This is a genomic window from Rodentibacter sp. JRC1, from assembly GCF_020521555.1.
Classification (GTDB): domain Bacteria; phylum Pseudomonadota; class Gammaproteobacteria; order Enterobacterales; family Pasteurellaceae; genus Rodentibacter; species Rodentibacter abscessus.
Genome location: NZ_BPWA01000001.1, coordinates 1743509 through 1756561, shown reverse-complemented (window position 1 = coordinate 1756561; position 13053 = coordinate 1743509). Strand labels below are relative to the sequence as shown.

Sequence of the window (13053 nt, the reverse complement as noted above, 5' to 3'; positions counted from 1 at the left end):
CTTCTGATTTTTAGGTTATTGGGTTTTACGAAAATCTGCTCCATTTCTAATTAGAAAATGTACTCTCGTTCAAATATAAAACATGCTTTTATTGCGATACCTTGACTAAGACTTATTGAACAGAAATTAAAATAGGAGAATAAAACTCTCCTATTTTACCGCAATTTATTACATAACCTATTGGTTCTTTTGTGCTTTGTGAGCATTAAAATGTTTTACTGCTAAACCGATACCAAGAAAGCCAATGAAAATAGCTATTACCGCCATAATTGGATAAAAATAGGTTTCACCAAATGCCTCATAGATTAACCACACAATACGAGGAACTCGCACACTTTCCCCGCTTTCCAATATAAGCGGCAGTTTAAAATAAATATAGTATGCAACGTAAAAACAAAACGGCACACCAATTAAATTACGAATTGCTTTTGATAAATGTGAGCTTTTTGCATAAGAAAGTGCCATAGCCATTTTCCTTTTGAGTTAATTCTAAAAAAATATTTAGATTTATTACAATCCTATTGTAAAAAGGCAAAAATTTGTTCCGTTGCCACTTATCGAATGTGATCCCGTTCAAATAAAACCTCGTACCCTATTCCCTCAATTTGAACACATTGTCCTTATGGAAAAAGCGCGGTCAATTCTTGCAGACTTTTATTGTCCGCAATTATAACTTTCTGATTATTGAATCAATGTGGAAATTTCTATATTAGGAATAATTTTAGGGAATTTTTTAATCTTAATTAAACAGAAATATACCCAACGAAAAGCCGGTATTTATAAGGGTTGAGCGTAAGAAAACGTAAGAGGGCGAAAGAGTAGAAATTTAATGTTGGTCCCCCCTGCCGGACTTGAACCAGCGACCAAGCGATTATGAGTCGCCTGCTCTAACCGACTGAGCTAAGGGGGAAAGTGGGGCTGATTATAGAGAAATAATTAGATGAAGTCTATAAGTAAAGGAATGGTCGTTGGAAAAATGACCATTCCTCATTAATTTTACGCTTGAAGGACAGAAATATCCGCCACTTGTAAGAACAAATCTTGGAGCGTATTTAAAATTGCCAAACGGTTTTGACGTAATACAGGATCTTCCGCATTCACCATCACGTTATCAAAGAAATTATCCACCGGTGTGCGCAAGCCAGCCAATTTATCTAACACGGCGGTGTATTCGCCTTTCGCAATCAACGGTTGTACTTCTGTTTGTAAGCCAAGTACGATTTCAGCCAGTGCTTTTTCAGCCGGCTCCAAGCACGCGGCTAAATTGATCTCGCCAATGTTACTCTCCGTTTTAGCAAGAATATTCGCCACACGCTTGTTTGCCGCCGCCAAGGCTTGAGCAGAATCTAAAGTACGGAAATGCGATACCGCACGCACGCGTGCATCAAAATCAGCCGGACGGGTCGGGCGGCGGGCAAGTACCGCCTGAATTACATCCACCGCAATACCCTCGTCTTGATACCACGCACGGAAACGCCCTAGCATAAAGTCCACGACGTCTTCAATAACATTCTTATTCGTGAGCCTATCACCGAAAAGTGCGGCTGATTTTTGAACTAAATCCGCTAAATCAAGCGATAAATTTTTCTCTACGATAATGCGCAATACGCCCAATGCCGCACGGCGTAGTGCGAATGGGTCAGCACTCCCTTTAGGCGCTTGTCCAATGCCGAAAATCCCCGTTAAAGTGTCTAATTTATCCGCCAATGCAACACTGCTTGCCACCAATGATTTCGGTAATTCATCACCGGCAAAACGCGGCATATATTGCTCGTTTAAGGCTACGGCAACTTCTTCATCTTCACCATCGTGGCGGGCATAGTGCATTCCCATTACACCTTGCGTATCGGTAAATTCAAACACCATATTCGTCATTAGGTCGCATTTTGAGAGTAAACCGGCACGTTTCGCTTTGCTTTCATCTGCGCCAATTTGTTTTGCGATTTCGCCTGCAAGTTGTTCAATACGGGCGGTTTTATCACGCAATGTGCCAAGTTGCTGCTGGAACAACACGGTTTCTAAACGAGGTAAGCGATCGACCAATTTTTGTTTTAAATCGGTTTTGAAGAAAAATTCCGCATCCGTTAAACGCGGGCGAACCACTTTTTCGTTTCCTTCAATAATTGCTGTCGGATCTTCAGGATTGATATTCGATACAAAAATAAAGTGCGGTAATAATTTGCCGTCTTTATCATAGATCGGGAAATATTTTTGATCGCCTTTCATTGTGTAAACCAAGGCTTCCGCAGGCACGGCAAGGAAACGTTCTTCAAACTTCGCAGTAAGTACATTCGGAAATTCCACTAATGAAGTGACTTCCTCAAGCAAACTTTCGTCAATATCCGCCACGCCGCCAAGTGCGGTCGCTTTTGCTTGAGATTTTGCAAGGATTTCCGCTTTACGCTCGTTAAAATCAGCCACTACAGAACCTTTCTCACGCAATAATTGCGGATATTGATCGGCGTGTTGAATTTCAAATTCCCGTTCGCCCAAGAAACGGTGCCCGCGAATAGTGCGAGCACTTGCCACACCTAAAATTTCACCTTCGATCAAGTCATCTCCAAGCAACATTGTGACGGTGTGAACAGGGCGAATAAATTGCACGCTTTTGTCCGCCCAACGCATTGGTTTTGGGATCGGCAATTTCGCAAGGCTTGCCGATACGATCTCTGCCAGTAAATCTTTAGTTGCTTTGCCTTCAACGGTGGCACGATAAACCAACCATTCGCCTTTATCCGTCGCAAGGCGTTCCGCTTTATCCACCGTAATGCCGCAACCACGCGCCCAGCCTTCAGCCGCTTTAGTTGGTTTGCCATCTTGATCAAATGCCGCAGACACCGCAGGACCACGTTTTTCAATTTCTTTACTCGGCTGTTGTGTTGCAAGTGCCAACACTTTCACCGCTAAACGGCGAGGGCTGGCAAACCATTCGATTTTATCGAATGACAAACCGGCTTGATTTAATTCGTTTTCTACATTCTCCGCAAAAGCGGTCGCTAATGTTTTCAGAGCTTTTGGCGGCAGCTCTTCTGTGCCGATTTCGACTAAGAAGTTTTGGGTTGTCATTTTCTTTTCTCTTGTGAGTGGGCTTTAACCCTTCAGTAATTTTTTAAAATATTGATGAGCGAAAGCCCACCCTATGTACTTATTTTTTTTAATTAAAATTCAATTCGACTGTTTCTATATCAATGACATAAACAATATAGAAAATCTACGAGCAATTTAAGATTAGGAAACATCAAAAGTTTTGGACTTTCCAACCTTTCTTGGTTTTGATAATCCGAGCTCCTTGTTGAACGCATTTTTGTTGGCTATAAGAATAATGTTCTCTTACTGCCGTTATACAACCATGCATCTCATTTGCATTTTGGCGAACACCGATCATTGCTTCTTTTGGCATATCCGAAGTCTGGCTACAAGCAGATAAAATGCTAACGAAAGCGATTCCGGCAAGGCTGCTTTTCATTATTTTTTAAATATTCCGTTCAACAAATTTAAATCCAAAATTACCCTATCGTCCTCCAACCACAATGCCGGAAATCCTGCAAAACCTTGAGCTTTTGCGTTATCAAAAGCGGAGTGGCGGTCGCGTAAACGTAGCCATTGTTTCAGATTAGGAATGGAAGATAATACTTCAACTTCTTCATAATCTACGCCTAATCTCTTTAACTCTGCAACAAAAGGTGCAGTATCAGGACATTGTGCTGCATAATAAAGAATCGGTTTCATTATTTACCTTCTTTTTGTGCGGCAAGTGCGGTCGGATTCAAGGCCGCTTCTGCGATTTTTGTTAAGCGATTACGATCGCGATGTTCAAAAGGCTTATCATAGCCCGGGATTGTCATTAATGTGGTTTGATCGTAAGACCAAGTCCCGTCATCATTAATACTCACGGTGATTTCATAACTCTCCGTAGTGAAGGATTGCTCAATAAACGGATTTGAAATAATGCCGTTTGTTAGTGAACCACGCACGGCTTTTACGGTAAATTTTTTGGCGTCTGCTGTAGCATTCCCCACCGCCATTAACGTTTGTCCGCGTGGAATACTTAAGGTGAATAAAATATTGCCTGTCGCCGGCTCCCACAACCAATAACCGACTTGATCATGGAAAGTTTCCACTTCATTAGGCTGCACAATGTGAGTATGATAACGCAAACCGTAAAATAACTGCGGGCCGTTAGTTTGCGCATCAATAGGTTGTAGCTCAATGTGTTCAATATAAGGATCTTTTACCGCACCATCCGCTTTCGGATTAATATCCAAACCGCGTTTGCCTTCCCAGATCCCCGCTAAAGGAGCTAACGGTCCAAGGTTGTCAAGGGTATTTACATCGGTTTCTGCTTCAGTATAAATGTCTTTTGGATATTGAAAATCACTCATTATTCTTTCCTTAAATTGTCGTCAATGCATAAAAGTGCGGTTATTTTCCAAGTTATTTTTTACAACCCGGGAATCCTAAAGCCTCGCGGCTGGCATAATAGGCTTCTGCTACACCTTTGGTTAGTGCGCGAATGCGTAAAATATAACGTTGACGTTCGGTAACCGAAATCGCTTTGCGTGCGTCTAATAAATTGAAACTGTGTGCCGCTTTTAAAATGCGTTCATAAGCCGGCAACGGTAGCGGTTTTTCTAAACTTAGCAGTGATTGTGCTTCTTTTTCATATTGATCGAAACAGTAAAACAAGAAATCCGTGTCTGCATATTCAAAGTTATAAGTGGACTGCTCCACTTCATTTTGATGGAACACATCACCATAGGTAGTTTTGCCAAGCGGGCCGTCAGACCACACTAAATCATACACACTATCCACACCTTGAATGTACATTGCCAAACGTTCCAAACCATAGGTAACTTCTCCCGTTACCGGTTTACATTCCAAACCACCCACTTGTTGGAAATAAGTAAATTGGGTCACTTCCATTCCGTTTAGCCATACTTCCCAACCTAACCCCCAAGCACCAAGAGTCGGGTTTTCCCAGTTATCTTCCACAAAACGAATATCGTTTTTGGTCGGATCAAAACCGAGCATTTCAAGTGAGCCTAAATAAAGTTCTTGAATGTTATCCGGTGAAGGTTTAATCACCACTTGAAATTGATAATAGTGTTGCAAACGGTTCGGATTTTCACCATAACGCCCGTCTGTCGGGCGGCGCGAGGGCTGCACATAGGCAAATGCCATAGGTTCAGGCCCTAAAGCACGCAATGCGGTCATCGGGTGTGATGTCCCCGCACCGACTTCCATATCAAAAGGCTGTACAATCGTGCAACCTTGTTTTGCCCAGTAATCTTGTAAGGCGAGAATCATACCTTGGAATGTTTTTATGTTGAATTGATTGCTCATAATATTGAATCGATAAAATAGTGAAAAATGCCGACATTATACTTGAAAGCCTAGTGCGGATAAAGGCGAAAAGTGCGGTTAAAAATTGTGATGTTTTTTTATGAATAAAATTGATATTCGCAATGAAAAATCTCAATTAGGCAGAAAAACAGGACTATGCAAGAATACCCGTATTTTTTAATTTCTAGGGAACTTCAATATGAAAACAAATTTAATTACGACCGCACTTTTAATCGGTTTATCTGCTTCAGCACAAGCCGAAAGCGGTAAAAATGAACTTGAGCCTATTAATGTTTACTCCGCTTACGCAACACCAATCAATCAGGATAAAACAGCCTCTTCGGTTACCGTACTCACCGAAAAAGATTTTTCAAAAAGAAACGCCACTTATGTGAGTGATGTACTAAAAACCGTTCCCGGAACGGCAATGAGTTTTTCCGGTGGGCGAGGCACATTAAGCAATATTTACTTACGTGGGGCGGATGCCAATCATACGGCAGTCATTATTGATGGTGTAAAAGTAAATCCTGTCAGCGGCTATGGCTTTGATTTTGGCGGCTTAAGTTTAAGCAATGTGGAACGTATTGAAGTCTTACGGGGAGAACAGTCGGCTCTATGGGGCAGTGATGCCATGGGAGGTGTCATTTACATCACCACCAAAAGCGGTTTATATAAAGAAAAGCCCTTTAATATAGACTTCGATTTCGGCACAAGTTCACACCGCACAAGAGACGGTTCCGTTACCCTTTCAGGCTATCATCAAGGATTTTATTATGATTTACACGCTGATAGCCACCGCACAAGCGGTATTTCGGCATTGAGCAATAAACCTTTTTCTTACACCGCCCAAGACGGAACTAAAATTTCAGTAGGAAATGCAAAGGAAAAAGATAAATTTCATCGTGATAATACGTCGTTGCGTGTTGGTTATGATGATAATGAAAAAGGCATTGAATTTTTAACCTCTCATTCCTCTCAAAGCGTTTATTTCGATAATAGCCTGAATGATGAAACAGGGCATCGCACCCGCACCCGTGAAACCCTGTTTAAATTGGGCGGATATTGGGGAAATTCGCAAGATCTCTTTAAACATAAAGCAAGTGTCAGCCACATCAAAACAGATAGTGATACTTTCGGTATGACAAGCGGCTATGATGCGAAAAAGCTGAATGCAAATTATCAGTTAGATATAAACTTTGATCGTGAAGGCGCAATTACTCAAGGCGTTAGCTTATTGGGCGAATATCAAAAAACGACTTATGATTCCAGCTATTTCTTGACAAATAAGAAGGAACTCAATGAAAAGAGTATTGCGGCGGAATACCGTCTATTGAGCGAGCAAGATCACAGTTTATCGCTCAGCGGACGTTATATTAATAGCAACAAATATGATAATTCTTTCACCGGACGAATTTCAGGTGCATATCGTTTATCGCCGAATTTTAAAGCTCATGCAAGTATCGGCAACGCAATTCAAAATCCGACAATCACGGAATATTATGGCTATAACGGTCAATATATCGGCAATCCAAACTTAAAACCTGAAAAAAGCCGTGGCGGTGATATCGGTTTACTCATTGAAAACACCGATAAATCACATCACTTGGATATAACCTATTTTGCACGTAACGTTGAGAACTTTATTTCATCTCAATCGACAGGCGTTTGGCCAAATACGGTTACACGTTCAATCAATCTTGAAGGTAAAACCAAAATAAAAGGCATTGAAATTGCCTACAACGGAAAACTCACCGAAGATTTAACCGTTTACGCAAATTACACTTATACACAAACAAAAGACAGCAAAGGCAAAGAATTGAACCGCCGTCCTAAACATACGGCAAATGCAGGATTGGCCTATCAAGTTACTGAAAAACTGGGTACGAATGTGAATGTATCTTATGTGAGCCAACGAATGGATAACTACTACGAATCTTCACCACCTTACGCCACAAGAGCGGTAAAACTTCCGTCATATACCTTGGCTAACCTTGGGGTAGATTATCAGCTCATTCCGAACCTAACCCTTTATGCGAACTTAAATAACCTATTTGATAAAAAATATGAAAACATTCTCGGTTATGGTCAAGACGGACGCAATGTCTATGTTGGGCTAAAAGGTTCATTCTAAAGTATAAAGTGCGGTCGATTTTAGCTGTACTTTTATCAATCATAAAAAACGGTATCTCAAATAAGATACCGTTTTTCCTTTAATCGACTTCTTTGATCCGTAACTCTTTCGGCACTTCAAAGAACATATTTTCTTCAAGCCCTTGTAGCTCTTCCAGTTCATCTGCGCCGAATTCTCTAAGACGAGAAATAATGGATTGCACCAATTCTTCCGGAGCCGATGCACCGGCAGTAATGCCAATGGTTTTCACTTCATCAAACCAATCCGCTTGAATATCTTCAGGATCGTCAAGAAGTTGTGATTTCACACCCATACGGGAAGCCAATTCCGCCAAACGGTTGGAATTTGAAGAATTTTTTGAGCCGACCACCAGCACTAAATCCGATAGCTTTGCCAGCTCCCGCACTGCCTCTTGGCGATTGGTGGTGGCATAGCAAATATCATTTTTATGCGGCCCTTGAATTGCCGGATATTTCTCTTTCAATGCGGTGATCGTTTCTGCGGTATCATCTAATGAAAGCGTAGTTTGCGTCATAAAAGTGAGGTCATCATTTTTTTGCACCGGTAAACGGGAAATATCTTCCACGCTTTCGATCAAATAAATGCCGCCTTCATCATTGCTATATTGCCCCATAGTGCCTTCTACTTCGGGGTGACCTTTATGACCGATAAGGATTGCTTTCGTTCCTTTACGGCTGGCACGAGCCACTTGCATATGAACTTTGGTAACCAGCGGGCAAGTTGCATCAAATACTTTCAGTTGGCGATCTTTCGCCTCTTGACGCACCGCTTGCGACACACCGTGGGCGGAAAAAATCACAATCGCACCGTCCGGGACTTCGCTTAACTCTTCCACAAAAATAGCACCGCGTTCACGTAGTCCGTTCACCACAAAACGATTATGCACGACTTCATGGCGCACATAAATCGGCGCACCGTGAATTTCAAGAGCGAGTTCAACAATACTAATGGCACGGTCTACGCCTGCACAGAATCCACGCGGATTCGCTAAAATTATCTTCATTTTTGACCGCTCTTTTCCTGCTGTTGAGTCTGTACTTTTTTCTTTTCGCTTTTGAAGGCATCAAGTGCCAACAGTCCCGCACCGATACAAATCGCAATATCGGCAACATTAAACACCGGATAATGATAAATATCCCAATAAAAATCGAAAAAATCGACAACAAAACCATTGTACGCACGATCTACCATATTGGCCAACGCGCCGCCGATAATCAAAGCATAAGCCGTATTTTGAATTTTTTGATCTGCTTGATTTTTGGCTAAGAAATAAATCAACATAGCGGAAATCAACAACGCCAACACAATAAAGAAGTACTGTTGCCAACCATCGTGATCCGCTAAAAAACTAAACGCCGCACCATAATTGCGTACATAAGTGAGATTAAATATCGGTAGTATATTTACGCTTTCGTATAAATCGAACTTCTGTACTACGATATATTTGGTAAGTAAATCAAGGGCAAAAGCGACCGCACTTAGCCAAAGAAAAGAAAGTCCCGTTTTATTTTTTGTCATTGATATATTCCTAAATATTCACCGGGGATAAGGAGCGTTAAGCTCTGCGTAACGCACCACTTCATCATTCCCCCCACTATTGGTGCGTTACGGCTTCGCCTAACGGCACCTTACGATGATTTGTGCAAGTGCTACATAATACCGAAAAAGTGCGGTTAAAATCGACCGCACTTTTCACAACAATAAATTGCGACTAGATTGTAGGGGGCAACTTGTTGTCCACCCTACGAAATAGTTATATTAGGCAAAACGGCGTACTTCACCATTACCTGCCACATTTTCCACACAGCGAGGACATAAGGCAGAATGCGCCGGATTTACACCGATTTTGTCGGAATAATGCCAACAACGTGGACATTTTTCACCACTTGAACGAACTACATTTATCGCAATGCCTTCAAGCTCGCCCACCATAACATCAGACGGTTTATCCGCTAATGGTTTCACCGTGGCTTTTGAAGTGATCAAGACGAAACGTAACTCATCGCCAAGTTGTTCAAGCAAGGTGCGATATTCATCGTTTGCATAAAGGGTAACTTCCGCTTCTAAACCGCCACCGATAACTTTTTCATTACGGGCAATTTCTAACATACAGTTTACTTCGGAACGCACATTAATCAGTTGTTGCCAATAAGCATCATCTAATTTTTCATTTTCACCTAAACCGAATAATCCGGTATAAAACTCTTCGGTGAAAACAAATTCCGCACGTTCATTTTTAGTTTTCGGTAAGTATTGCCAAATTTCGTCCGCAGTGAATGATAAAATCGGTGCCATCCAACGTACCAAAGCTTCAGCAATATGCCATAACGCCGTTTGACAACTACGGCGGGCGAGACTATCCGCTTTTGTGGTATATTGGCGGTCTTTAATAATATCTAAATAAAACGATCCCATCTCTACCGAGCAGAAACGCATTAAACGCTGCACCACGGCGTGGAATTGATAGTTATCATAGGCTTCAATAATTTCTTTTTGTGCCTCTAAAGCACAAGATACCGCCCAACGATCCAAACTCACCATTTCTTCCGCTTGCACTAAATCACGTGTCGGATCAAAACCGTTTAAGTTCGCCAACAAGAAACGGGCGGTGTTACGAATACGGCGATAACTATCCGCCGCACGTTTTAAAATTTCATCGGATACGGTCATTTCCCCGGTGTAATCGGTAGATGCCACCCATAAACGTAAAATATCACCGCCGAATTTATCCATGACCTCCTGCGGAGTAACGATATTACCGATAGATTTCGACATTTTACGGCCTTGCCCATCCACAGTGAAGCCATGTGTGAGAACCTGTTTATAAGGTGCTTTGTTATCCGTTGCCGTAGAAAGCATCAATGACGACATAAACCAACCACGATGTTGATCGGAGCCTTCCAAGTACATATCCGCACTATTGCCGTTAAATTCAGGGCGGTTCGCCACCACAGAAGAATAAGTTGAACCCGAGTCAAACCATACATCTAGGGTATCCGGCACTTTACGATAACGTTCCGCATCCGCACCCAATAATTCCTTCTCGTCTAAGTCCCACCAAGCCTGAATACCGGCTTTTTCTACCCGTTTTGCCACTTCTTCGAGTAATTCTAATGTGCGCGGGTGCAATTCTTCCGTTTCTTTATGTACAAACATCGTCATCGGCACGCCCCAAGTACGCTGACGGGAAATACACCAATCAGGGCGATTTTCCACCATTTTTTCAATGCGGGCTTGTCCCCAATCGGGAATCCAACGCACTTGTTTAATTTCGCCTAATGCTTGCGGGCGTAAGCCTTGCACATCCATACCGATAAACCATTGCGGTGTGGCACGGAAGATAATCGGCGTTTTATGACGCCAACAATGTGGGTAACTATGCTTAATTTTTTCAACTTTCAGTAAATTGCCTGCTTCTTGCAATTTTTCTACCACAAGCGGATTGGCTTCAAACACACCTTTTCCTGCAAAAAACGGCGTACTCGAAATAAACTTGCCGTCATTAGACACTAACCCCGCCATCGGTAAATCATATTGTTTACTGACGATAAAATCGTCTAAACCGTGATCCGGTGCGGTATGAACCAATCCCGTACCGCCGTCTGTGGTAACGTGATCACCTAAAATCACAGGTACGGTATAATCATAGAACGGATGATGGAAACGGGTAAGCTCAAGTGTTTTGCCTTTTGCCGAACCCAATACTTCCACATTTTCAATGCCGACGGCTTTCGCCACGGATTCCACCAGTTCAGCCGCTAAAATCACCCGTTCATCGCCAAGCTGAATCAATTGATATTCAAGTTCGGCATTAACCGCTATAGCTCGATTTGATGGAATTGTCCAAGGTGTGGTTGTCCAAATCACCGCAGAAATTTTCCCCTCGCCTTTTCCTTGCGCATTAAATTTAGCTTCAATTTCGACCGCACTTTCCGCCGGAAAACGCACATAAATTGACGGAGAGACTTTATCTTCGTATTCCACTTCCGCTTCCGCCAAAGAAGAGCCACAATCCAAGCACCAGTGAACCGGCTTAGAACCTTTGTATAAATGACCGTTCTCAATCACTTTACCCAGCGTGCGGATAATATTGGCTTCCGTATCGAAATTCATCGTTAAATACGGATTATCCCAATCGCCCAATACGCCTAAACGGATAAAATCTTTCTTTTGTCCTTCCACTTGCTCTGCAGCATATTCTCGACATTTTTGACGAAATTCCGCTGCCGAAACTTTCTCATTCGGTTTGCCTACCAAGCCTTCTACTTTTAATTCAATCGGCAAGCCATGACAATCCCAGCCCGGAATATAAGGAGAATCAAAACCTAATGCGGTTTTTGATTTAATGATAATATCTTTCAGAATTTTATTGACAGCATGACCGATATGAATACTGCCGTTCGCATACGGAGGGCCATCATGCAAAATAAAGGATTTTTTGCCTTTGGAAGCCTGACGAATTTTTTGGTAAAGCTTTTTCTCATACCAATTTTTCAGCATCACAGGCTCGCGTTTCGCCAAATCGCCACGCATCGGAAAGCCTGTTTCCGGTAGATTAAGAGTGTTTTTGTAATCAACTGTCATTTTATTTCCCAATTTTTACATTTTTAAATTCTTACTAAAAAACGCTTTCGCTGTTTCCACATCACATTCAATTTGTGCTTTTAAAGCATCAAAAGAAGGAAATTTTATTTCATTTCTAATTTTATGGCAGAACTCAATTTCAATATGTTCGCCATAAATGTCTCGTGAGAAATCAAATAAGTACACTTCCAATAATTGAATTGTCCCATTGATTGTCGGGCGTTTCCCAATATTTGCCACACCATTGAAAATCTCGCCGGATTTTAACCGCACTTTAACGGCATACACGCCCTTAACAGGGTTCACTTGGCGGTGTAAACGGATATTTGCCGTGGGGAAACCAATGGTTCTGCCTAATTTATTGCCATGAATCACCCGCCCGAAAATTCGATAAGGTTTACCGAGCAAACGTTCCGCAAAACATAAATCATCGGAACCTAGGGCCTCACGAATAGCCGTACTACTAATGCGTTGTGCATTAAAACAGAAACTGTGATTATCTTCCACCGTAAAACCGAACCGTTTGCCTGCTTCCTGCAACATCGCAAAGCTGCCTTGGCGATTCAAACCAAATCTGAAATCATCACCAATGCTTAAAAATTTTACATTTAATCGTTTGACTAAACCTTCTTCAATAAATTGCTCAGGAGGTTGTTTGGCAAAAGTGCGGTCAAATTTTTGGACGACGACAACATCAACTTTCGCTTGTTGCAAATAGTGGAGTTTATCACGCAAACGCATTAAACGCGCCGGTGCATTTTCAGTCATAAAATATTCGCGGGGCTGCGGTTCAAATAACAATACTGCCATCGGCAAATGTAATTCATCGGCTTTTTGGCGAAGATGTCGCAACACGGCTTGATGCCCTAAATGCACGCCATCAAAGTTGCCGATTGTTAGCGCGCAACCTTGAGAAACCCGGCTTACATTGCGTAGCCCACGAATTAATTGCATGTCCTTATCCACGAAAATAA

General features: G+C 42.0%; 11 protein-coding genes and 1 tRNA gene. 1 reads left to right on the top strand and 11 read right to left on the bottom strand.

The annotated features are described in order from the left end of the window. Positions 1 to 177 precede the first annotated feature (177 nt). The 7 genes from HEMROJRC1_RS08030 to glyQ all read right to left on the bottom strand — a co-directional run bounded on the left by HEMROJRC1_RS08030 (position 178) and on the right by glyQ (position 5343). A complete protein-coding gene (locus HEMROJRC1_RS08030; RefSeq protein ID WP_226692424.1) occupies positions 178 to 471 on the bottom strand; it encodes a hypothetical protein in 294 nt (97 codons plus the stop codon). A gap of 362 nt (positions 472 to 833) precedes the next feature. Beyond that, positions 834 to 910: transfer RNA gene (locus HEMROJRC1_RS08025), tRNA-Ile, on the bottom strand. 86 nt (positions 911 to 996) lie between these two features. Then, complete coding sequence (gene glyS, locus HEMROJRC1_RS08020) at positions 997 to 3066, bottom strand: glycine--tRNA ligase subunit beta (RefSeq protein ID WP_226692423.1); 2070 nt, start codon at positions 3064 to 3066, stop codon at positions 997 to 999. 172 nt (positions 3067 to 3238) lie between these two features. After that, positions 3239 to 3466, bottom strand: a complete 228-nt coding sequence (locus tag HEMROJRC1_RS08015) for a hypothetical protein (protein ID WP_226692422.1) — start codon at positions 3464 to 3466, stop codon at positions 3239 to 3241. After that, a complete protein-coding gene (locus HEMROJRC1_RS08010; RefSeq protein WP_226692421.1) occupies positions 3466 to 3729 on the bottom strand; it encodes a hypothetical protein in 264 nt (87 codons plus the stop codon). Before HEMROJRC1_RS08010 ends, HEMROJRC1_RS08015 begins: the two co-directional genes overlap by 1 nt. Beyond that, on the bottom strand, positions 3729 to 4382 hold the full coding sequence (locus HEMROJRC1_RS08005) for an FABP family protein (RefSeq protein ID WP_226692420.1): 654 nt from the start codon (positions 4380 to 4382) through the stop codon (positions 3729 to 3731). The genes HEMROJRC1_RS08010 and HEMROJRC1_RS08005 overlap by 1 nt, the downstream gene beginning before the upstream one ends. Before the next feature lie 52 nt (positions 4383 to 4434). After that, positions 4435 to 5343: a glycine--tRNA ligase subunit alpha gene (gene glyQ / locus HEMROJRC1_RS08000; protein WP_194811608.1), complete on the bottom strand. Its 909-nt coding sequence runs from the start codon at positions 5341 to 5343 to the stop codon at positions 4435 to 4437. Positions 5344 to 5542: 199 nt separating this feature from the next. On the opposite strand from glyQ, the gene HEMROJRC1_RS07995 reads away from it, so the two are divergent. Further along, entirely contained in the window at positions 5543 to 7474 is a 1932-nt protein-coding gene (locus tag HEMROJRC1_RS07995) for a TonB-dependent siderophore receptor (protein WP_226692419.1), read from the top strand. Between the two features lie 79 nt (positions 7475 to 7553). On the opposite strand, the gene ispH is transcribed toward HEMROJRC1_RS07995, so the two are convergent. The 4 genes from ispH to ribF form a co-directional block, all read right to left on the bottom strand. Then, entirely contained in the window at positions 7554 to 8498 is a 945-nt protein-coding gene (gene ispH, locus HEMROJRC1_RS07990) for a 4-hydroxy-3-methylbut-2-enyl diphosphate reductase (protein ID WP_226692418.1), read from the bottom strand. Continuing rightward, entirely contained in the window at positions 8495 to 9013 is a 519-nt protein-coding gene (lspA, locus tag HEMROJRC1_RS07985; RefSeq protein WP_226692417.1) for a signal peptidase II, read from the bottom strand. Before lspA ends, ispH begins: the two co-directional genes overlap by 4 nt. Before the next feature lie 240 nt (positions 9014 to 9253). Continuing rightward, a complete protein-coding gene (gene ileS / locus HEMROJRC1_RS07980) occupies positions 9254 to 12079 on the bottom strand; it encodes an isoleucine--tRNA ligase (RefSeq protein ID WP_226692416.1) in 2826 nt (941 codons plus the stop codon). A gap of 15 nt (positions 12080 to 12094) precedes the next feature. Further along, positions 12095 to 13033 (bottom strand): bifunctional riboflavin kinase/FAD synthetase, encoded by a 939-nt coding sequence (ribF, locus tag HEMROJRC1_RS07975; RefSeq protein WP_226692415.1) that lies wholly within the window; start codon positions 13031 to 13033, stop codon positions 12095 to 12097. Between the last annotated feature and the right edge of the window lie 20 nt (positions 13034 to 13053).